Origin of the sequence: Spirillospora sp. NPDC047279, from assembly GCF_040643285.1 — a bacterium.
GTDB lineage: Bacteria > Actinomycetota > Actinomycetes > Streptosporangiales > Streptosporangiaceae > Spirillospora.
This window is the reverse complement of sequence record NZ_JBEYUA010000014.1, coordinates 40618-61666: the sequence shown is the minus strand read 5'-3', so window position 1 is coordinate 61666 and position 21049 is coordinate 40618. Positions and strand designations below refer to the sequence as shown.

Here is a 21049-nt window from a genome sequence, read left to right as displayed (position 1 = left end):
CGTGGCTAGTAAGGGCTGAACTCCGGCAGGTCGTCGTTGGCCGGGTGGGCGGTGCCGAGCGGCCCGGCGGCCATGGCGTGCAGGAGGTTCTCGGTCACCTTCGTCACGAACCGGCGGCCCGCCTCGGTGATGCCGTGGCCGCATTCGGGGCCGCGCATCGCGCACACCCAGCGCATGGTGCCGGTCGCGACGACGCCCGAGCCGCTCCTGGTCGTGTAGTACGTGGCCTGGGCGGTCATCGGCACGCCACCGCAGTCGATCCGCGAGTGGGCCAGCACCTCGATGGGCCGCGGGGTCGGGCCGGCCGGGTTGATCGCGTCGGTCTCCGGCCCGATCAGCCCGGGGAACGCGGTGCCCCTGCGGACGCCCGTACCGCGGAACAGCCAGCTGCCGGAACGGCGGACGGTGAACGACCCGGCGGCCGGGAAGCAGTTGTACATGATCCCGATGAGGTCGCTCTCCGGCCGCGGCGCGGGCGGCAGCCGCCAGTCCTGCGTGGACTCCTTGGGGTCGGTCTTGGCGACGGGATCCTCGGCCGCGTCCTTGTAGCAGGTCACGAGCCGGTCGGCGCCGAGCCGGGTGGGCCCGAGGCGGATGTGCCGGTTGACCGCGTTGGCGCCGAGGAACGCGACGTTGACGCCGCCGTCGCGCGCCCTCGTGACGTTCGTGCGCATCGCGGTCGACCAGTACTCGTCGTGCCCGAGCGTCACCAGCCCGCGCGCGCCGCGCAGCAGGCCGCCGTCGGCGTGCAGGTCGTTGTCGGTGGCGTAGGCCAGCTTCAGCCCGGTCTTCTCGGCCAGCACGATCGCCGGGTGCTCGTAGGCCATGTACTTGCCGGTGCCGTCCTTGTCGTAGGGACGGTCGAAGCTGACGGCGCGCGACCGGTCGCCGTACCCGCTCGGCCCGGCGTAGAGGTTGTAGCCGCCCCAGGTGTTGTACGCCTGCCAGGTGGTGGTGGCGTTGAGGAGCACGAGCCGTCCCGTGGCGTCGGCCGAGCGCAGCGTGATCGGGACGTACCGCTGGGCTCCCGAGTCCGCGGTCAGCCGCAGCAGGTAGACGCCCTCCGGCCAGCCGTTCGTCGGCACGGTCAGCGAGGGCCGCCACGGCGCGGTGACGGTGTAGTTGCGGTCGCTCACCTTCGGGAAGGCCTGCCGGGTCCCCGCCTGGCGGGGCGACTCCCACACCTTGCGCGCCTGCGCCCCGCCGTACCAGCCGACCCGGAACGCCTCGGTCCTGAAGCCGGGCGTGGTCGTCGACACGAACAGCCGGAAGCCCTCCCCCGGCAGCACGCTCACCCGGTCGGCGTAGCCCTCGATCTCGCCGGTCCCGCCGCGCTTGCGGATCTTCCAGCCGGGCGTGCCCGGCCGGGCGTTCTCCGCCGCCACGTCGAACGGGGCGGGCGAGGCGGCCGGGGCGGCACCCCGGCCCGGCGCCGCCGGCCCGGTCGCCGCGCCGGCCGGGCTGCCGCCGTCACCGGCGAACGAACATCCGGCCAGCAGCAGGACGGGCACGACGGCGAGCAGCGTCCAGACGGTGATCCCCCGAGATGCGAGCACAAGCGTGCATTCTGCCGGAACTCAGGGGGCCGACGTGGCCCGTGCGACCGGCGAGGCGTGGACCGGCGATCACTCGATCTTGCTGACGTCGATCGAGTCGATCTTGCCGACGACGAGCCGGTTGACGAACCACAACACCACGCCGATGCCGACGAGGATCGCCGCCCGCAGGTAGACCTCGCCCTCGCGCCCGGTGATGGGCAGCGTCAGCACCAGGCAGCTGACCGCCCCCACGATCGGCATCCAGGTCGGCGCCCGGAAGTGCGCGTGCTCGACCGTGTCCTTGCGCAGCACCAGCACGCACACGTTCACCAGCGCGAAGACGAACAGGAGCAGCAGCACGGTGGTGTCGGCGAGGCCGCCGATGTCGCCGGTGCTGACCAGGATCACCGCCAGCGCCACGGTGAAGACGATCGCCGCCCACGGCGTCGCGCGGGTCGGGTGCGTCACCGCGAAGACCGACGGCACGATGCGCTCGCGCGCCATCCCGTACACCAGCCGGGACGCCATGATCATGTTGATCAGCGCGGTGTTGCCGACCGCCAGCAGCGCGATGAGCGCGAACAGCTTGGGCGGGAACGTGAACCCGGCGACCTTGACGACCTCCAGCAGCGGCCCGGTGGAGGTCTCCAGCGTCTCGGTCTCGACCAGCATGGTCGCGGTGAACGCGACCGCGATGTAGATGACGACCGTGACGGCCAGCCCGGTGAAGAGCGCGAACGGGAAGTCCCTGGCCGGGTTCTTGGACTCCTCCGCCAGGTTGACCGAGTCCTCGAAGCCGAGCAGCGCGTAGAACGCCAGCGCGGTGCCGCCCAGCACGCCGAGGAACGCCCCGTTCGCCGGGTGGAACTCCAGCGCCCGGCTCGGCTCGCCGTCGCCGCTGATGAGCGCGAAGACGCCGATCACCATGATGACCAGGAGCCCGAACGCCTCGATCAGCGTGAGCACGATGTTGACCTTGATGGACTCGGAGATGCCGGCGAAGTTGACCAGCGTCACGAGCGCCAGGAAGATCAGCGCGCCCACCAGCGTCGGCAGCGACACGAACTCGGCGAGGTACTGGCCGCCGAACGCGCGGGCCGCCGCGCTCGCCGAGGTGATGCCGCTCATCATCACCGCGAACGCGACGATGAACGTCACGAACGGGATGCCGAACGCCTTGTTGGTGTAGAGCGCCGCCCCGGCCGCCTGGGGATACTTGCCCACCAGCTCGGCGTACGCGGTCGCCGTCAGCGCCGCGAGCACGAAGGCCGCCAGGAACGGGACCCACACCGCTCCGCCGACCTTGCCCGCGACCTGCCCGACCAGGGCGTAGATGCCCGCGCCGAGAATGTCCCCGACCACGAACAGCATGAGCACCCTGCGCCCGATGACGCGTTTGAGGCCGCCCTCGCTCTGTTGCGGATCGACCGCCGTCTCCGACATGCACCACTCCCTTGTCCTCGGCCCTGGAACCCCCGGTACCCACGAGCCGACTACTTATCGTCGATGATCCGGGACGGAGAGCCACCTCCGACACGCGTCACCATTCGGACAGGACGAGGGATTGCACCACCAGGGCGGTGATCGCCTGGGCGGCGAGCCAGCCCCGGGCCGGGGGCGCGTGGCGGCCCGCGGCGACGACCGTCCATGCGGCGTACGGCACCCAGATGCGTTCGACCTCGCCCCGGGTCACACCCGAGAGGGCGAGCGCGATCATGCCCAGCAGCGCCGCGCCCACCAGCAGCGCCGGCACGGGCGGCAGCGCACGGGCCCGCGCGGCCCGGCCGAGCGACGCCAGCGTGGACGGCAGGGCGTGGGCGACGGCCGGTCCGGTGAGGAGGCCCAGGACGGCGAAGTCCGCGACGAGGAAGTACCAGTAGGAGCGCATCGCCGACCCTCGGCTGACCCGGTACGTCTCGTGCGTCGCCGCCACCCCGTCCGGCCACCAGAAACCGAGCAGGGTGAACGCCAGCGGGACGATCGCGCAGCCCAGCGCCAGCACCGCGATGACCCGCCGGGACGGACGGGCGATGATCAGCACCGCCGCCGGGACCGCGAACAACGGAAGCAGGCCGTAGCTCAGGTACGGCAGCGAGCCGAGCAGCAGCCCCCCGCCGAGCGCCGCCACGAGGTGGTTCCGCCTGGCGGCGACCGCCACGAGCGCCGTCCCCCAGGCCCCGACGCCGAGGAAGAACGCGTCCATCGCGGTCGCGACCCAGAGCACCAGCGGCGCCATGACCAGGAACGGCAGCGCGCGCCGTGCCATGTCCTCGCCCGCGAGCCCGCGCACGGTGAGCGCGACGGCGGCCACGGCGGACGTGCCGACGAGGACGATCACGATCGCGGCCCACGTCGTCCCGCGCAGGCCGGCGGCGTCCAGCGCCCAGAACACCAGCGTGGGCAGCGGCGGATGGCCGCGGATGTGGGTGGGGTAGCCGTGCAGCCGGTCGGTGAACGTGCGCAGCCACTCCAGCGGGTCGGCCCGGACGGCGTCGAGCCCGGCCGGATACTCGGACGGGGCGTCCAGCGGCCACGCGAGGCGGTCGAACCCGTCCCCGCACGCGAGCGCGACCGTCCACGCCAGCGTCGCCGCCCACGACACCAGGAGCAGGGGACGCCAGCCCAGGCGCCGGGCGAGCACGGGCAGCGCCGCGACGCAGACCACGGCGACGCAGATCGCCGGGATCATCTGCCAGGTGTGCGGCTCGCCGCGCGCCTCGGCGTGCAGGGGCGGCAGCTTGTCCTCGGTCTCCAGCCCGGCCTCGCGCAGCACGTCCCCGACCACGAACGACGCCACGATGAACGCCGCCCAGACCGGCACGGCGATCCGCCCGGTCACCGCCGGACCCGATTCCGGAGCCGGCCCCGGTTCCAGAGGAGCCGGACGGCCGTGACGGCCGCCACCAGGGCCAGCAGGACGGCGAGGCCGCGCCCGTACGCGAGCGGGAGGATCGACGGGTTGTCCGGGCGGCGGCCGGTGCTGTTGATCATCGCTAGCGCCACCAGGACGAGCGCGCCCGCCACGATCAGCGCGACCCGGACCGGGCGGCGGCCGGCGGCGGGCAGCCGGGCGGTGAGCGCGCCGGCCAGGAGCACGGCGGGCACGAGCACGGCGTCGTGGAGGATCGCGGCCCCGGCGAACCACACCAGCCAGGGCCACGGCTCGGACTCGGCCACGATCCCGCCGAGCCCGAGCAGGATGAACGCCCCGCCGAGGACGTGGAGAACGACGCGGCCCTTCAGGCGGCCCTTCACGCGATCACCACCGCGTTCAGCCACTTGGTCTGCAGGACGCCGGGCCGGTTGGGCGCGATGAGCCTGCACGGACTGCCGTGGTCGAGATCGAGCGGTGCCCCGTTCAGGTCGAGGGCCAGGAGGGTGAGCGGGTCCTTCCAGTGCGGCGGGTCGACCCACGACTTCCGGTACGGGCCGCCGCGTTGCAGCGACTCGACCCGTACGCGGGCGTCGTCGGCGGCACCCGCCATCCGCAGCAGGTCGCGCAGCCGCACGCCGGTCCAGGTCGCGCCCGCGCTCCAGCCTTCGACGCACGAGATCGGGAGGCGCTCGGTGTGCTGCGGCAGTGCGCGCAACTCGGCGAGCGTGAACGAGAGCTCGCGTCCGACGCGGCCCGTGACGGTCAGCCGCCAGCCACCGTCCCGCGCGGTCGCCGAGACCCCGGCGGCCAGCGCGGTCGTGTTGACGGGCACTCCGGCGGGGCCGGTGCCGACGCGGCGCGGCGCGAGCACGGCGAGCCTGGCGAGCGGCGAGAACGTCTCGCCCGCCGTCGTCAGCGCCACGGCCGCCGACGCCGCCGCGACGGTGAACAGGAAGCCGCGCCGGTCGATCCCGTCCTCGGGACGTTTCATGACCGTCCGCCGGACCTTGCTCCACTCGTTCGCGATGTGGACGAGCAGGGCGCCGACGACGACGTAGGCCGTCCAGTAGTGCGCGACCGTGAAGGGGAACGGGAACGCGTACCAGTAGGCGATGTTCAGCAGCCCGGTGACGAGCTGGAAGAGGGCGCCCGCGACGAGCAGGAACACCAGGCCGCGTTCCGTCGCGTGCCGGGCCGACCGCACCGGCGGCCACTGCAGCAGCCGGGGATAGACGGTCCACAACTTGGCCAGCAGCAGCGGGATCGTGGCCAGGCCGCCGATGACGTGCAGGCCCTGGGTGACCCGGTAGAGGTTCACCGGGCGGGACGGCCAGCGCAGCCAGTCCGGCGGATGCTGCATGAAATGGCTGATGAGCCCGGTGACGAACGCGGTGCCGAACGCCACCGCGAGCCAGACGCCGAGCCACGACGCGGTGCGCTCGTCGTGCAGGCGGCTGCTGAAGCGCCCCCGGGCACGTCCTAGAACCGCAGGCTGACGAACCATCGTCCGGCCTCCTCCCATGACTCCGCGACCGCGGCCCCGGCGCCCGCCGCGAACATCGCCGCGTCGTCCGCGGAGACCCGCGCCCACGCGAACCACTCCCCGACGTTGCCGGCGGTGCGCAGCCGGACCCGCTCGGTGCGCGAACGGGTCCCGGGGGCGGCGACCTCGGCGAGGATCCGGCCGCCGGCGCCGAGCAGCTCCCCCGCCCGGCGCAGCAGCGCGACCGGATCTCCGCCGATGCCGATGTTGCCGTCGGCCAGCAGGATCGTCCGCCACTGCCCCGCGCCCGGCACCCGGTCGAAGACGTCCCGGCAGAGCGCGGGCCCGCCCGCGGCCACGGTGAGCGCGACCGCGTACGGCGCGATGTCGATGCCGAGGGCGAGCAGGCCCCGTTCGGTGAGCGCGACCGTCAGCCGTCCCGGGCCGGAGCCGACGTCCAGCGTCGGGCCGGCGCACCGGCCGAGGAGAGCGGCGTCCCCGGGCCGCAGGTCCAGCCATTCACCCACCGGCAGCGGGCGCCGCCGGCCCGCCGCGTCCTCGATCTCGACGCGGTGCGAGCCCTCCAGGGCCCGCTCGTACAGTTCGCCGATCATGCGCGGACGGCCCGTTCGTCCCGCACGCGGCGCACCGCGGCGGCGAACCGGCCGTGCGGGGCGGCGGCCGCCACCTTGCCCGCGTCCGCGGCCGTGTCGACGTCGGTCAGTTCGGGCAGCAGCGCCACCGACAGGCCCGCGGCGCGGAGCCGGCCGAGCTGGACCCGGCCCGTGTCCGGACGCGACATCGGAACGCCCCGGATCAGCCCGGCGTCGGGCCGCCGCAGGCCCAGCAGCCAGAAGCCGCCGTCCTCGGCCGGGCCGTACACCGCGTCGTGCGCCCGCAGCGCGTGCGCGGCCTGCTGGAGCAGCAGCAGGCTCACCTGCGGGGTGTCCATCCCGATCAGGACGAGCGGATGCCCGGTGTAGGCGTCGTCGAAGGCCGCGGCGAGCCGTTCGTCCAGGCCGGCGCCGCGCTGCGCGACCACCCGGAAGCCCGGCGGCAACCACGGGCCGGGGGCACCGTCCAGCGCGAGCACCCGGCCGGTGGACGTCACCGACGCCACGGTCTCCAGGGTGTCGGCGAGCGCCGCCTCCGCGAGTCCGGCCGCCTCCTCGGGCGTGTACGCGGGCATGAGCCGGGTCTTCACGCGGCCGGGCACCGGCTCTTTGGCGATCACGAGGTAGGTGACGTTCACGACGCGGCCTCCGCGAGGATCCGGCGCATGTCGCGGACGGCCCTGAGGGTGCCGCCGACCGTGCCCGTCACCTTGGAACGGCCCGTACGCGGCAGGTAGGGCACGTCCAGTTCGACGACCCGCCAGCCGGCGCCCGCCGCCCGCAGCACCATCTCCAGCGGGTATCCGAACCGCCGGTCGTGCAGGTCCAGCGCCACGAGGTCGGCGCGGCGCGCGGCCCGCATCGGCCCGAGGTCGTGCAGCCGGGTGCCCGCGCGCCGGTTGAGCGAGCGCGCCAGCACCGCGTTGCCCAGCCGTGCGTGCGGCGGCCACGCCCCGCGCCCGGCCGGGCGCCGCCGCCCGAGGACGAGCCCCGGCCGCGGGTCGGCGGCCAGCTCCGCGACGAGCCTCGGCAGCTCGCCCGGGTCGAGCGAGGCGTCGGCGTCCATCACGCACACCACCTCGGCCGTGGCCGCGAGGATCCCGGTGTGGCAGGCCGCGCCGAACCCCCGTTCCGGCGCGTCCACGACCGTCGCGCCATGCTCGCGGGCGACGCTCGCCGAGTCGTCGGTCGAGGCGTTGTCGACCACGATGGGCCGGTAGCCCTCGGGCATCCGCGCCAGCACCCACGGCAGGGCCTCCGCCTCGTTCAGGCAGGGCAGCACCACGTCGATCATGCGACCGCCCCCGCTCCGGCGAACTCGGCCATCCCGTCGGAGAACGAGACCTCCGCCCGGAATCCCAGCTCGCACCGCGCACGTTCCGGCGAGGCCACGATGTGCCGCACGTCGCCGAGCCGGTAACCGCCGGTCACCCGCGGTTCCGGACCTCCGTACGCCGCCGCCAGCGCCCCCGCCATGTCGGCGATCGTGCGGGGCCCGCCGCTGGCGATGTTGTACGCGCGGAACGCCCCCGCGTCCCCTGCGACCACATGGTCCAGCGCCAGGAGATTGGCCCGGGCCACGTCGCGCACGTGGACGAAGTCGCGCCGTTGCCGCCCGTCCTCGAACACCAGCGGCGGCTCGCCCCGTTCCAGCCGCGACCGGAACAGCGCCGCCACCCCCGCGTAAGGGGTGTCGCGCGGCATCCGCGGCCCGTAGACGTTGTGGTAGCGGAGCGCGGCGACCGAGCCGCCGGTCATCCGGGCCCAGGACGCGGCCAGATGTTCCTGTGCGAGCTTGGTGTCGGCGTAGACGTTGCGCGGGTCGAGCGGCGCCTCCTCGCCGACCGTCCCCGGGGCGAGCGGGCGGCCGCATCGAGGGCAGCCGGGCTCGAAGAGACCCGCCCCCAGCGCCTTCTCCGCACGCGGCCCCGGCCGTACGACCCCGTGCTCGTCGCATCTGTAGGCCCCCTCGCCGTAGACGACCATCGAGGAGGCGAGCACCAGGTGGTGGACGTCCGCACGAGCCATCTCGGCCAGGAGCACGGCCGTGCCGTGCACGTTGACGGAGGCGTAGCCGGGAAGGTCGAAGACGTCGACGCCGAGCCCGACCATCGCGGCCTGGTGGCAGACGGCGTCCACGTCCCGCAGCGCGTGGCGCACCGTTGTGGCGTCCCGGACGTCCTCGCGCGCGTCCGTGCCGTTGTCGAGGCCGCGCACGGAGTGCCCGGCGGCGGTCAGCACGTCGGCGACGTGCGAGCCGATGAACCCGGCGGAGCCGGTGAGCAGCACCTTCATGCGCCCGACGCTAGGTCGCCGGGAGCCCGTTCAGCCGGAAACGCGGCTCGCCGTACGCACCTCGTAAGATTTGCCGGCGGGCCGCGCGGCCGGGCCGGTCAGGTGTCGATGCGCTCGATGTCGAGCTCGGCGGCGCCCGCGGTGATGAACTCGCGGCGGGGCGCGACCTCGCTGCCCATCAGCAGATCGAAGATCTTGGCCGCCTCCTCGGAGTCCTCCACGCGGATGCGGCGCAGGATGCGGTGGCGCGGGTCCATGGTGGTCTCGGCCAGCTGGTCGGCGTCCATCTCACCGAGGCCCTTGTAACGCTGGACCGGCTCCTTCCACCGCTGGCCCTTGCGCTCGAACTCCACCAGCTTCTTGCGCAGCTCTCCGTCGGAGTAGCAGTAGACGTACTTGTCCTGGCCCTTCTTGGGCTTGACGAGCTCGATCCGGTGCAGCGGCGGCACCGCGGCGAACACCCGGCCTGCCTCCAGCATCGGCCGCATGTAGCGGTAGAGCAGCGTCAGCAGCAGGGTGCGGATGTGGCTGCCGTCGACGTCGGCGTCGGCCATCAGGATGATGCGGCCGTAGCGCGCGGCCTCGATGTCGAACGTGCGGCCCGAGCCGGCGCCGATCACCTGGATGATGGCGGCGCACTCGGCGTTCTTGAGCATGTCGGCGACGGACGCCTTCTGCACGTTCAGGATCTTGCCGCGGATCGGCAGCAGCGCCTGGAACTCGGAGTTGCGCGCCAGCTTGGCGGTGCCCAGCGCCGAGTCCCCCTCGACGATGAACAGCTCGCTGCGGTCGTCGGCGGTGCGGCAGTCGACCAGCTTGGCGGGCAGGGCGGAGTTCTCCAGCGCGTTCTTGCGGCGCTGGTTGTCGCGCTGGGTGCGGGCCGCGATGCGGGTCTTGGCCGCGCCCACGACCTTCTCCAGCACGGCGCGCAGCGGCTGCTTCTGGCCGCGCGCCGGGTTGTCGAAGACGTTCTTGAGCTCGCGCGCGACGACCTGCTGGACGATCCGGGTCGCGGCCGAGGTGCCGAGGATCTCCTTGGTCTGGCCCTCGAACTGCGGCTCGGGCAGGCGGACGGTCACGACGGCGGTGAGGCCCTCGAGGATGTCCTCCTTGATGACGTTCTCGTCGCCGTTCTTGAGCAGCTTGGTGGCGCGCAGCTGCTCGTTGAGCACCTTGACCAGCGCGCGGTCGAAGCCCTGCACGTGGGTGCCGCCCTTGGGGGTGGCGATCACGTTGACGAACGACTTGGTGACGGTGTCGTAGCCGCCGCCCCAGCGCAGCGCCACGTCGACCTCGAGGTCGCGCTCGACGTCGGTGGGGGTGAGGTGACCCTGATCGTCGAGTACCGGAACCGTCTCGGTGAAGTGACCGTTGCCCTGCAGCCGCAGCACGTCGACGATCTCGGCGTCCTTGGCCAGGTAGGAGCAGAACTCGCTGATGCCGCCGTCGAAGCGGAAGGTCTCCTCGACGACCTCCTCGCCGCGCTCGTCGCGGACGTCGATGGTCAGGCCGGGGATGAGGAACGCGGTCTGGCGCATGCGGTCCATGACCAGCGGCTGCTCGACCGTGGCGTCCTTGAGGAAGATCTGCAGGTCGGGCCAGAAGCGCACGCGCGTGCCGGTGGTCTTCCTGGCCACCTTGCGGATCTTGCGCATGCCGGACTTCTTCTTGAACCGCCCCTCGGGGCCGGGGGTGGCGAACTCGCCCGGCAGGCCGCGCTTGAAGCTGATGGCGTGGGTGGCGCCGTCGCGGTCGACCTCGACGTCGACCCGCGCCGAGAGCGCGTTGACGACGGAGGCGCCGACGCCGTGCAGGCCACCGGACGCGGTGTAGGACACGCCGCCGAACTTGCCGCCCGCGTGCAGCCGGGTCATGACGACCTCGACGCCGGGCAGCCCGGTCTTGGGCTCGATGTCGACGGGGATGCCCCGGCCGTTGTCGACGACCTCGAACGAGCCGTCGGGGTGCATCGTCACGCCGATGTGGGTGCAGTGACCGGCCAGCGCCTCGTCGACGCAGTTGTCGACGATCTCCCAGAGGCAGTGGGCGAGCCCGCGGCTGTCGGTCGACCCGATGTACATGCCGGGTCGCTTGCGCACGGCCTCCAGCCCCTCCAGCACCGAGAGGTGCCGGGCGGAGTAGCCGTGCTGGTCGTCGGTCGTCACTTCTTCAGCGGTCGCGGCGGTCAACTGCGTGTGCTCCTCGGGGGATGGACGTCGGTGGCAGGGTACTCCTGGGAGCCGACGGTCCTCCTGAAGGCTCGCCGCTGGGTGCGGGCGAGCCGGTGATCGCGATGTTCGAACATACCATCGAATACATCCCGGGGGGTCGAGTTCGGGTCGGCGCGACGGGTGGAGTCTTCCAACTCCACCCGTGGTGGGGTGTCCCCTGACCTGGCGCTCCGTAACGTGCAGATCATGGCACAGACGATCAGTGTTGCCGGTCTCCGCAAGAACTACGGGGACGTGCGGGCCGTCGACGGCGTGTCGTTCGAGGTGGACCAGGGCGAGTTCTTCGGGATCCTGGGCCCGAACGGGGCGGGCAAGACGACCACGCTGGAAATCATCGAAGGGCTGCGAGAGGCGGACGAGGGGACGGTCGCGGTCCTCGGGCTGCCGCCGTGGCCGCGCAATTCAAGGCTACTGCCCCGCATCGGCGTGCAGCTCCAGGCTTCGTCGTTCTTCGAGCGGCTGACGGCGCGCGAGCAGCTCCAGACGTTCGGCTCGCTGTACGGCGTCCCGGCGAAGAAGGCCGACGCGATGATCGAGACCGTCGGGCTCACCGACAAGGCCGACGTGCGCGTGGAGAAGTTGTCGGGCGGCCAGGCCCAGCGGCTGTCGATCGCCTGCGCCCTGGTGCACGACCCCGAGCTGGTCTTCCTGGACGAGCCGACCGCGGCACTCGACCCGCAGGCGCGCCGCAACCTGTGGGACCTGCTGCGCGAGATCAACACCGCCGGCCGCACCATCGTCCTCACCACGCACTACATGGACGAGGCCGAGATCCTCTGCGACCGCGTCGCGATCATGGACAGGGGCAAGATCCTGCGGCTCGGCCCGCCGGCCTCGCTGGTGCGCGGGCTGGACGCGCCGACCCGGGTCAGCGTGGCGAGCGGGGTGCTGGCCGAGGACGAGGCGAAGGACCTGCCCGGCGCCGACGAGGTCTCCGACGACGACGTCTCGCTGACGATCTCCACCCGGGATCCCTCGGCCGTCGTCGCCGCCCTGTCCGCCAGGGACGCGCTGGACGGCGTGCAGATCCGCGGCGCCACCCTGGAGGACGTCTTCCTCGATCTCACCGGACGGGAGTACCGGGCATGAGCACGCTGGCCAGCTTCAAGAGCCTCTCCCGCGCGATGGTGCGGGGATTCCTGCGGGACAGGGGGGCGCTGTTCTTCACCATCCTCTTCCCGCTGATGTTCCTGGTGATCTTCGGTGGCGTGTTCGGCAACCAGACCACCTCCAAGGCCGACGTGATCGAGGTCGGCACGGTGCAGGTGCTGGACCAGGCCAAGGCCGGCGCCGGCGCCGAGCTGGACAAGGTCATGTCGATCACGAAGAGCACCGACCTGAAGGGCGCGCTGAAGAAGGTCGAGGAGGGCGACGCCGCCGCGGCCGTCGAGCAGCGCGGCAACGAGGTGATCGTCCACTACTCGGCCGCCGACCAGGTGGTGTCGGGGACCGTCCGCGGCACCCTGAACTCGATCGTGCAGACCGCCAACATCGCGGCCACCGGCAGGCCGCCCGTCTACGAGCTCAGCGTGCAGCAGGTCGAGGACGACTCGACCAAGGCGATCCAGTTCTTCACGCCGAGCCTGCTGGGCTGGGCGCTGGCCTCGGCGGGCGTGTTCGGCGCCTCGCAGACGCTGGTCACCTGGCGCACCAAGGGCATCCTGCGGCGGCTCCGGCTGTCGCCGGCCCCGATCTCGGCGGTCTTCGGCGCCCGGGTCACGGTCAGCGTCGGCATCGCGATGGCACAGCTGGTGTTGTTCCTGGCGGTCGCGCGGCTGCCGTTCTTCGGGCTGCGACTGGAGGACTCCTGGTGGATGGCGATCCCGCTGGTCGTCTCGGGGGTGCTGGCGTTCCTGTCGATCGGCATGGTGATCGGCGCCTGGGCCAAGACCCAGGAGGCGGCGCAGACCGTCACGCAGCTCGTGGTGCTGCCGATGGCCTTCCTCGGCGGCTCGTTCTTCCCGATCGACGCGTCGCCCGGATGGATGCGGGCGATCTCGTACGTCTTCCCGCTGCGCTATCTGAACGAGGGGATGCTGAACGTCATGACGAGGGGCCTTGGACCGGGATCGGCCCTGCCCCAGATCGCCATCCTTCTCGGCATCTCGGTGGTCGGCGGATTGGTCGCTACCAGACTCTTCCGCTGGGATGACGCGTGACGTTCATAAAACCCTTGCCAAAGCGTGTGATGTCGGTCACTTATTGCCCCATTCTGCTCTGGGCGTACTCGTAGGCAGGTTGGGAACGTCAGCGTCGGGTTAGATGTTCTCCTAAGTACCGACCCCGAGCATGAGGAAGGTGCCGTGACTGGAGCCCTTGCCCCAACCAAGCCGCTGTCCGTCGCTGACCGTTGCGACCGCTGTGGCGCCCAGGCCTACGTCCGTGCTGTCCTTGTAGGCGGCGGCGACCTTCTGTTCTGCGCCCACCATGGGCGTAAGTACGCAGAGGCCCTCCGCGCGAACGGGGCCGACATTCAGGACGAGAGCGACAGGCTGAATGAATCTCCGGCTACCGCCCCCGAGGTCGAGCGGTAAGCCCCTGACATAAATGAATCCCGCGACGGCGGTCACCGACAACGGTGGCCGCCGTTCGCATTCCGCACAGTTATCACGCCAATACTCTCCGTATATGCACGATCTGCGTTCGGTCACTTCACGCGGTAGTGATAACCACCCGCAACGGTGAATCCCGCCCCGTCGTAGAGAGCCCGCGCGGCGGTGTTGCCCTCCACGACGAGCAGATAGGCGCGCCGGCAGCCCCGCGCGTGCCCCCAGTCCAGCAGCGCCGCCAGGACCCTCCTGGCCAGCCCGCGCCGCCGGGCCTCCGGCGCCACCGCCATCGCGTAGATCCCCAGCCACTCTCCCTGCGGCACGGCGCGTCCGGCGGCGACCCCGTCGAGCATCGCGTAACCGGCCGAAACGCCGGTGAGGATCTTCTCGGCCATCGGCAGCTGCTCCGGATACCGGCCGTCCACCGACCACCAGAGGTCGAGCCACTCCCGCGACGGCTCCCCGCCCACCACCACGCCGTCCGGGGCGCCCGCGCCGTCCCGGGCCACGCCCGGCGGCCCGTCGAGCTCCCTGATCATGGCCAGGGTCGGGTCCACCCGCGCGTAGCCCCGGGCCGCCAGCCGCTCGTCCAGCCCGGCGGGGCGCGCCCGGCCCGTGACCGAGAACACGGCGGGCTGCCCGAGACCCGCGTAGAACCGTTCGACCTGGTCGATCGAGGTGTCGAGCGGCCCGGGATCACCGGCCGGGAGCACCGAGTTGGCACGCTTGGTGACCCCGGCGGCGTGCCTGAGCACCCACCCGCCAATATTCTGGGAGTACGGGGCGGGCCAGGCCGCGGCCACCAGATCGTCGACGTTCAGGTCAGCGTTCGCGCCGTTCATCCGCAGCACCCTACGCGGATCACGCCGTCGTCATGCTCCCGGGAGAACCGTTGCTCATCTTGCTGCCGCCGTCGGAACGTAAGGCGACCGACGGGGACGGCCCGCCGCTCGATCTGGCCGGGCTGAGCTTCCCCGAGCTCAACCCGACCCGGGAACGGGTGTTGTGCGCGCTCGGCGAGGTGTGCCTGCGCGCGGACGCGCCGGAGGTCCTGGGGCTGCCCGCCGGGCAGGTCGTGGAGGCGCTCGGCCGCAACCGCGGGTTGTTCACGGCCGCGACGCTCCCGGTGGCGCGGCTCTACACCGGCGTGCTGTACGACAACCTCGACCTGGCCGATCTCCCGGCCGACCGCGCGGCCGACCAGATCGTCGTCTTCTCCGGCCTGTGGGGCGCGCTGCGGCTCACCGACCGCATCCCGCCGTACCGCCTGGCCATGGGCGTCTCGCTGCCCGAGGAGGGACGGCTGGCGGCGTTGTGGCGGCCCGTCCTCAAGGAGGCGCTGCACACCGGCGGCGAGCTGGTGGTCGACATGAGATCGGGCCCGTACGCGGCCGCGTGGAAGCCCCCGCGGCCGGCGGTGGCGGTGCGGGTGTTCCGCGAGCACATCCTCGGCGGCGTGCCGAAGCGCACCGTCGTCAGCCACATGGCCAAGGCCACCCGCGGAAAGGTGGCGCACGACCTGATCAAGGCCGGGGCCGCGCCGGAGACCCCCGAGCAGCTCCTCAAGGCCGTCGCCGGCCTCGGCTACACGGTCGAGCTGAACGGCTCCAATCTGGACGTCATCCTCGCCTAGGGCGTGTCTCGAGGTCGGCGTCCGTGGCGAGCGGGGCAGTCGACTTCGAGACACGCCCCAGGGTCGGCTCACCCCGCGCCCGGTCAGGCGGCGTGCACGTTGAGGTGGCGGCAGGCCTTGACGTACTGCGCGACCTCGTCGCCGCCCAGGTAGGTCCAGGGCAGGCTGCTGGGCCGGCCCCAGGTGCGGGACAGGTGCTGGCGGGCGGGACGGCGCGCGTCGGCCAGGTGGAACGCGGCGCCGAAGAGGTTGTGCGCCTCGATCGTGCGCGGGTGCGGGTACGGCCCCTCGAACCAGCCGCGGGCCGCGCCCTCGACGTCGCGGATCTCGTCCGACGAGAACCACGACGAGGCGCCCCGGATGATCCCGGAGCGTTCCTGCACGAAGTACTCGAAGTAGGCGAGCGGGACCAGCGCCGCGCGCGGGTCGGCGCGGTCGGCCATGCTCATCGCGAAGCGAGCGAAGTCGAACATCTCCTCCGGCACCCCGCCCCACTGCGGGGACAGCTGGACGACACGGGCCACGTGGGAGCCGAACAGGGTCGGATGGCGGTGGTGCGCCTCCTTCCAGAGCGCGTCCTTCTCCTCGCGGTCCAGATCGAGGCCGAGCGCCAGCCAGATCATGCTCTCCCACGGCACGGGGTCGTCCGGCCACATCTCCGCCGCGGTCATCAGCGGCTCGCGGGCGGCCCGCAACTTCTTGGTGAACGCCGTGTAGCCGGCGGCCTGGACGGCACGGGCGCGGGCGTCCGGCCTGATCTTCCAGGCCTCCTCCACGCGGGTGCGGCCGAGCCACAACCACAGGTCGGGGTTGCCGGGGTCCTCGGCGAGCAGGGCCTCGATGCCCTGGCTGTAACCGATGCCGGCCTTGCTGAGCGCCTCGACGCGCAGCGACCGCAGCTCGGCGTCGGCACGGGCCTCCGCCAGGGCGTACACGCCGGCGCGCAGGTAACGGTCGCGGACGGCCTCGACGGCGTGGTCGAGAACGGGGTCCATCCAGGGACGTCCGCCGATCACTTGTGGTGTGCGGGGGCGGGCCGCCGGGGGCCGGCCGAGCCTGTGCTGCTCCACCGGACCTCCAGGCGCCCGACCAAGCTCCATGAGTCCCATAGCGCGGAAGCGTAGGAACGGGCGAGGCTGCGGACGCTACTTGGATGTAAATAGTGTGTTACATGCCGTGGGAAGCCCTGACCTGGAGGTTTTCCACGAGTCATCGGTGATCGCCTGGCCGCCCTCCGGGACGTACACACGCGCGTAACACCGTGCCCGGAAACGCGGGAACGCCGGCCCCGCGCATGGCGGGACCGGCGTCCTCCGGTGGTCGTGCCGGGCCTAGTCCAGGTAGTCGCGCAGGACCTGGCTGCGGCTCGGGTGACGCAGCTTGGACATGGTCTTGGACTCGATCTGCCGGATGCGCTCGCGCGTCACCCCGTAGACCTTGCCGATCTCGTCGAGCGTCTTGGGCTGGCCGTCGGTGAGGCCGAACCGCATCGACACCACGCCCGCCTCGCGCTCGCTCAGCGTGTCGAGCACCGAGTGCAGCTGCTCCTGGAGCAGCGTGAAGCTCACCGCGTCGGCCGGGACGATCGCCTCGGAGTCCTCGATGAGGTCACCGAACTCGCTGTCGCCGTCCTCGCCCAGCGGGGTGTGCAGCGAGATGGGCTCGCGGCCGTACTTCTGGACCTCGACGACCTTTTCGGGGGTCATGTCGAGCTCCTTGGCCAGCTCCTCCGGGGTGGGCTCGCGGCCCAGGTCCTGGAGCATCTGGCGCTGCACGCGGGCCAGCTTGTTGATGACCTCGACCATGTGCACCGGGATGCGGATGGTGCGGGCCTGGTCGGCCATCGCGCGGGTGATCGCCTGCCGGATCCACCAGGTGGCGTACGTGGAGAACTTGTAGCCCTTGGTGTAGTCGAACTTCTCGACCGCGCGGATCAGACCGAGGTTGCCCTCCTGGATCAGGTCCAGGAAGAGCATGCCGCGGCCGGTGTAGCGCTTGGCCAGCGAGACCACCAGTCGCAGGTTGGCCTCGAGCAGGTGGTTCTTGGCGCGGCGGCCGTCCTCGGCGATCCACTCGAAGTCCTCGAGGTCCTCCTCGGACATCGTCGGACCGTCGGCGGCCAGGCGCTCCTCGGCGAACAGGCCGGCCTCGATGCGCTTGGCGAGCTCGACCTCCTGCTCGGCGTTGAGCAGCGGGACCTTGCCGATCTGCTTGAGGTAGTCCTTGACCGGGTCGGCGGTCGCGCCGGCCGCGGCGATCTGCTGCGCCGGAGAGTCGTCCTCGTCGTCACTGAGCGTGAACGACTCCTCCTCCGAGGTCGGGCCGGCGGGGCCCTCGGCGGCCTCGCCCGGCTTGCCCGCGGCCTTGGCGACGGGAGCCTTGGCGGGCGCGCCCTCCTCGGGCTCGGCCTCGGTCTCGTCGGTCTCGCCCTGCTCACCGTCGGCGGCGACCTCCTCGAGGTCGGCCTCGAGGTCGGCGAGGTCGGCGACATCGAGGTCGGCGACGTCGACGTCCTCGTCCTCGAGCTCGGGGTCGTCGCCCGCCTTGCCGGCCTTCTTGACCGGGCCCTTGGCGGGCTCGGCGGCGGCGGCCTTCTTGGCTCCGGGCTTCTTCGGCTTCGCCGGCCCCTTCTTGGGCTCGGCCTTCTTCGCCGCGGGCGCCGGTGTCGGCGCGGCGGCGGTCTCGTCCTCGTCACTCACGACCGCGGTCACCGTGTCGGGCTGCTCTTTAGCTGCAGCGGCTGTCTTGGGCCTGCGCGCCGGCGGCGCCGCGCGCTTGCGCGAACGCTTGGGCGCCGCGGAGTCGGCAGCGCTCACCATGACGGTCACACCCTCCTTGCTGAGGCTCCGCAGAATGCTGGAGGCCTTCGACACGGGGATGTCGGCCTCCTCGAACGTACGTCGTACGTCGTCGGCTTCGAGGTAACCCTGGGACCGTCCACGCTCGATCAGTTGCGCGATGACGTGCTCGTGCAGATCTGAAGCTTTCGAGGTCGAGCTAGCAGGCGACACAAATACCTCTCGAACGAACGTGTGGCTTGGTTGACCCAAGTGCCCTGACGGGCCCGGCCTCACACGGGGTGGGGCCACACACTGGGCGGGACTCCCCGGTGCGGGACCGCAGCGTACCCGCTCTTACTAGGGTCAAGCATTCTGGCACGGCTGCGCATTCCGCATGGACGTCCTGCCCGGTAACACACCACCTTAGGGGGCGCGGAGCGGTCCTTCGTACGCACTACGCCGTCTTCTCGCGGGTCTTCGGTGGTGATCAAGCGGACTTCGGCGGGACGTGCAGGGCAAGTACGGTCACATCGTCCACTTGCTCATACCCGGCAAGCATGCGATCGACCAGGAAGTCGACGAGTCTCTCGGGATCTCCTACCACTTCAGGTGGAGCGTCCGCGGCCACGGAGACGAGCTCCTCGAGGCCGACGTCCACTCCACGCCTACGGTTCTCCACAAGTCCATCGGAATAGAACACCACAGTGTTGCCGGTCTCGATGGAAAAACTTGTCTGTTGGCGCTGACTCGGCCACCCGAGGGGCGTTCCGGCTTCCCTGGTGCTCACGCGCGCGGGCGTGTCGGGCGAGATCAGCAAGGGCGGCGGATGCCCGGCGTTGCTGAACGCGCCCTTGCCGGTCTCGGGGTCGATCACGGCGTAGGCGACGGTGGTGAACTGCTCCTCGTCCTCCGTCGCGCTGAACAGCCGGTCGAGGCCGGCCAGCACGGCCGCGGGCCGCGGGTCGTTGAGCGCCAGGGCGCGCAGCGCGTTGCGGACGCGGCCCATACCGGCCGCGGCGAGGACGCCCTTGCCCATCACGTCGCCGACCGCGACGGCGAGCCGGTCGTCCGGCAGCCGGAACACGTCGTACCAGTCGCCGCCGACCTGCACGTGGCGCGTCGCGGGGTTGTAGCGGGCCGCGAGCTGCATGCCCGGCAGCTGCGGGAGGTCGCTGGGCAGCAGGCTGCGCTGGAGCTCCTCGGCGGTCTTGTGCTCGCGCTCGAACAGCAGCGCGCGTTCGACCGCCAGCGCGCACTGGCCCGCCAGGGCCTCCAGGAAGACCCGCTCCTCCTCGGTGATCTCCCGCGGGCGGGTGAACGAGAAGCGCAGGGCTCCTATCGGCGCGCCCGCCGCGAGCAGCGGCAGGCCCACCCAGGCACGTTCCTCGGTGTGCTGGAGGAACAGGCCCGCCTCGTCGCGGCCGAGCTGCAGCCGGAGGCTGTCGGGATGCTCGGCGAGGAACGGCCGGCTCTCGCGCACCGCCACCGACATAACGGTTTGGTCACTGACCTTGAAGTCGTCGCGGGAACCGCCGCGGCCCTCGCCGTCGCGTTCGGCGCCCGGCTGGGACGGCGCGACGATGCTGAGCCGGAGCTTGTCGTCGTCGAGCAGCGCCACCGCGGAGTAGTCGGCGCCGATCGCCGACCGGCCCACCTCGGTGATCACCTGGACGACCTGGCTGACCGTGAGCGCCTCGGCGAGCATCGAGGTGGCCTGCTGCAACCGCGCGGTGCGCAGCGCCGCCGCCGACAGCTGCTCGGTCAGGCGGCCGCGCATCTCCTCGGCCTCGCGCTGGCCGGTCACGTCGGTGTTGGCGCCGACCCACTCGATCACCGACTCGCCCTGCCAGATCGGCACGGCGCGCACGTCGAAGTGCCGGTACGTGCCGCTCTTGGTGCGGATCCGGTAGTTGGTCTCGAAGACGCGGTTGTCCTCGACGCAGTCGCGCCAGATCGACTCGATGCGCGGCTTGTCCTCGGGGTGCACGACCGCCAGCCAGCCGTCGGTCGCGTAGTCGTCCTGCGTCTGCCCGGTGATCGCCCGCCATTCGGGCGCGTCGTCGATCACGCCGCCGGCCGGCGCGGCCACCCAGACCACCTGGGAGCTGGCCTCCACGAGCGAGCGGTAGCGCTGCTCCTTGCGCCGGATGACCTCCTCGGCGCGGCGCCGCTCGGTCACGTCGAGCGCGGTGAGCACGACGCCGAGCAGCTTGCCGTCGGGGCCGTGCGAGGGCAGCCAGGAGCAGGTGAGGATGCGTTCGTCGCCGAGCAGCCGTCCGGGCGTGTCGGAATCGGTGCGGACCGTGGCGGAATCGGCGGGCTCGGCGGCCGGATCGGGCCCGTTGGACGTCGCGGCGCCGGGCTCCGCGTGCGGATCGCCTCCGCCGGGCGCCTCGCCGGAGGCCGTGGTGCCGGCGTCGGCGGGCTCAGCCGGGCGCGGCACGGCCGGCGGGCCTGAGACGGTCAGGTCGACGTCGGCCAGGGGCCGGTCTTCGGCCAGGACCTTGCGCAGCGCGGTCTCGAAGGCGGTCGCGAGCTCCTCGGGGAGCGACTCGGCCGGGCGGCGGTCCTGCAGGTCGCCGGTCGCCACGCCGAGCAGCCGGGCCAGCGCGTCGTTGACACGGCGGCAACCGAGCCCGGTGTCGAAGAACGCGAACCCGGCGGGGGCCTCCTTCATCAACGTCGCGTACAGCGCGGAGTCGGACGCATCCATGGGCTTGCCCTCCACCCCAGAGATCCGGGGACGCGGAACGGACGTGTCGGTGTTCATGGACAACACCTCCGTCCCAGGGGGTCCCGTACCGCGAGGCAAGTCTTCATCACTATGAGTGAATGGGAGCAGGCTAACGCTCCCGCCTCCATCACAACACCGGTCGGAGTCAGGTACTCATCATCCCGATGGTTCGCCGTGGACGGAAGCCCTGTCAGGCATCCAAGTCACGCGACCCCCATGGAATTCGGACGCAGCCCGGCCCCACGCCCGGTGATCCCGGGCGCTCCGGTTCGGACGGCAAGTAGGAGATGTTACGACGCCACGGCCTCGCGAGGAAC

The 21049-nt window shown here is 71.8% G+C and carries 18 protein-coding genes; 4 read left to right on the top strand and 14 right to left on the bottom strand.

Annotation, left to right across the window (positions count from 1 at the left end):
• Window positions 1-5: 5 nt before the first annotated feature.
• The 10 genes from ABZ810_RS31890 to ABZ810_RS31845 form a co-directional block, all read right to left on the bottom strand.
• A complete protein-coding gene (locus tag ABZ810_RS31890) occupies window positions 6-1556 on the bottom strand; it encodes a N,N-dimethylformamidase beta subunit family domain-containing protein (protein ID WP_358409633.1) in 1551 nt (516 codons plus the stop codon).
• Between the two features lie 69 nt (window positions 1557-1625).
• On the bottom strand, window positions 1626-2981 hold the full coding sequence (locus ABZ810_RS31885) for an APC family permease (protein WP_358409631.1): 1356 nt from the start codon (window positions 2979-2981) through the stop codon (window positions 1626-1628).
• Between the two features lie 97 nt (window positions 2982-3078).
• Complete coding sequence (locus ABZ810_RS31880) at window positions 3079-4377, bottom strand: hypothetical protein (protein WP_358409629.1); 1299 nt, start codon at window positions 4375-4377, stop codon at window positions 3079-3081.
• Window positions 4374-4793 (bottom strand): hypothetical protein, encoded by a 420-nt coding sequence (locus ABZ810_RS31875; protein WP_358409628.1) that lies wholly within the window; start codon window positions 4791-4793, stop codon window positions 4374-4376. The genes ABZ810_RS31880 and ABZ810_RS31875 overlap by 4 nt, the downstream gene beginning before the upstream one ends.
• Window positions 4790-5917, bottom strand: coding sequence for a molybdopterin-dependent oxidoreductase (locus ABZ810_RS31870; RefSeq protein ID WP_358409626.1), 1128 nt, complete (start codon window positions 5915-5917; stop codon window positions 4790-4792). The genes ABZ810_RS31875 and ABZ810_RS31870 overlap by 4 nt, the downstream gene beginning before the upstream one ends.
• Window positions 5893-6510, bottom strand: coding sequence for an SAM-dependent methyltransferase (locus tag ABZ810_RS31865; protein ID WP_358409624.1), 618 nt, complete (start codon window positions 6508-6510; stop codon window positions 5893-5895). Before ABZ810_RS31865 ends, ABZ810_RS31870 begins: the two co-directional genes overlap by 25 nt.
• A complete protein-coding gene (locus ABZ810_RS31860) occupies window positions 6507-7148 on the bottom strand; it encodes a TIGR04282 family arsenosugar biosynthesis glycosyltransferase (protein ID WP_358409622.1) in 642 nt (213 codons plus the stop codon). The genes ABZ810_RS31865 and ABZ810_RS31860 overlap by 4 nt, the downstream gene beginning before the upstream one ends.
• Window positions 7145-7804 (bottom strand): glycosyltransferase family 2 protein, encoded by a 660-nt coding sequence (locus tag ABZ810_RS31855; RefSeq protein WP_358409620.1) that lies wholly within the window; start codon window positions 7802-7804, stop codon window positions 7145-7147. Before ABZ810_RS31855 ends, ABZ810_RS31860 begins: the two co-directional genes overlap by 4 nt.
• Window positions 7801-8805, bottom strand: a complete 1005-nt coding sequence (locus ABZ810_RS31850) for an NAD-dependent epimerase/dehydratase family protein (RefSeq protein WP_358409618.1) — start codon at window positions 8803-8805, stop codon at window positions 7801-7803. The genes ABZ810_RS31855 and ABZ810_RS31850 overlap by 4 nt, the downstream gene beginning before the upstream one ends.
• Window positions 8806-8903: 98 nt before the next feature.
• Entirely contained in the window at window positions 8904-10994 is a 2091-nt protein-coding gene (locus ABZ810_RS31845) for a DNA topoisomerase IV subunit B (RefSeq protein ID WP_358409616.1), read from the bottom strand.
• A 228-nt stretch (window positions 10995-11222) separates the two neighbouring features.
• Here ABZ810_RS31845 and ABZ810_RS31840 point away from each other — a divergent pair, with 228 nt between their 5' ends.
• From ABZ810_RS31840 to ABZ810_RS31830, 3 genes are all read left to right on the top strand, one after another.
• Window positions 11223-12125, top strand: coding sequence for an ABC transporter ATP-binding protein (locus ABZ810_RS31840; protein ID WP_358409614.1), 903 nt, complete (start codon window positions 11223-11225; stop codon window positions 12123-12125).
• Window positions 12122-13195: an ABC transporter permease gene (locus ABZ810_RS31835; protein WP_358409612.1), complete on the top strand. Its 1074-nt coding sequence runs from the start codon at window positions 12122-12124 to the stop codon at window positions 13193-13195. The genes ABZ810_RS31840 and ABZ810_RS31835 overlap by 4 nt, the downstream gene beginning before the upstream one ends.
• Window positions 13196-13339: 144 nt before the next feature.
• Complete coding sequence (locus tag ABZ810_RS31830) at window positions 13340-13570, top strand: hypothetical protein (protein ID WP_358409610.1); 231 nt, start codon at window positions 13340-13342, stop codon at window positions 13568-13570.
• 113 nt (window positions 13571-13683) lie between these two features.
• Here ABZ810_RS31830 and ABZ810_RS31825 read toward each other — a convergent pair whose 3' ends face one another.
• On the bottom strand, window positions 13684-14427 hold the full coding sequence (locus tag ABZ810_RS31825) for a GNAT family N-acetyltransferase (protein WP_358409609.1): 744 nt from the start codon (window positions 14425-14427) through the stop codon (window positions 13684-13686).
• 50 nt (window positions 14428-14477) lie between these two features.
• Between ABZ810_RS31825 and ABZ810_RS31820 the strand changes: the two genes are divergently transcribed.
• Window positions 14478-15218, top strand: a complete 741-nt coding sequence (locus ABZ810_RS31820) for a peroxide stress protein YaaA (RefSeq protein ID WP_358409607.1) — start codon at window positions 14478-14480, stop codon at window positions 15216-15218.
• A gap of 83 nt (window positions 15219-15301) precedes the next feature.
• Here ABZ810_RS31820 and ABZ810_RS31815 read toward each other — a convergent pair whose 3' ends face one another.
• The 3 genes from ABZ810_RS31815 to ABZ810_RS31805 form a co-directional block, all read right to left on the bottom strand.
• A complete protein-coding gene (locus tag ABZ810_RS31815) occupies window positions 15302-16288 on the bottom strand; it encodes a hypothetical protein (RefSeq protein ID WP_358409605.1) in 987 nt (328 codons plus the stop codon).
• Between the two features lie 261 nt (window positions 16289-16549).
• Window positions 16550-18229, bottom strand: a complete 1680-nt coding sequence (locus ABZ810_RS31810) for an RNA polymerase sigma factor (RefSeq protein WP_358409604.1) — start codon at window positions 18227-18229, stop codon at window positions 16550-16552.
• A 256-nt stretch (window positions 18230-18485) separates the two neighbouring features.
• The gene (locus ABZ810_RS31805; protein WP_358409603.1) at window positions 18486-20768 is read right to left on the bottom strand and encodes a SpoIIE family protein phosphatase; all 2283 of its coding nucleotides are present in this window, start codon (window positions 20766-20768) and stop codon (window positions 18486-18488) included.
• Window positions 20769-21049 lie beyond the last annotated feature (281 nt).

Excerpts from the sequence above, each read along its gene's own strand:
- ABZ810_RS31835 (WP_358409612.1), top strand. The coding sequence starts at position 12,122 with ATGAGCACGCTGGCCAGCTTCAAGAGCCTCTCCCGCGCGATGGTGCGG.
- ABZ810_RS31850 (WP_358409618.1), bottom strand. The coding sequence starts at position 8,805 with ATGAAGGTGCTGCTCACCGGCTCCGCCGGGTTCATCGGCTCGCACGTC.
- ABZ810_RS31805 (WP_358409603.1), bottom strand. The coding sequence starts at position 20,768 with ATGAACACCGACACGTCCGTTCCGCGTCCCCGGATCTCTGGGGTGGAG.
- ABZ810_RS31870 (WP_358409626.1), bottom strand. The coding sequence starts at position 5,917 with ATGGTTCGTCAGCCTGCGGTTCTAGGACGTGCCCGGGGGCGCTTCAGC.
- ABZ810_RS31865 (WP_358409624.1), bottom strand. The coding sequence starts at position 6,510 with ATGATCGGCGAACTGTACGAGCGGGCCCTGGAGGGCTCGCACCGCGTC.
- ABZ810_RS31885 (WP_358409631.1), bottom strand. The coding sequence starts at position 2,981 with ATGTCGGAGACGGCGGTCGATCCGCAACAGAGCGAGGGCGGCCTCAAA.
- ABZ810_RS31855 (WP_358409620.1), bottom strand. The coding sequence starts at position 7,804 with ATGATCGACGTGGTGCTGCCCTGCCTGAACGAGGCGGAGGCCCTGCCG.
- ABZ810_RS31840 (WP_358409614.1), top strand. The coding sequence starts at position 11,223 with ATGGCACAGACGATCAGTGTTGCCGGTCTCCGCAAGAACTACGGGGAC.
- ABZ810_RS31825 (WP_358409609.1), bottom strand. The coding sequence starts at position 14,427 with ATGAACGGCGCGAACGCTGACCTGAACGTCGACGATCTGGTGGCCGCG.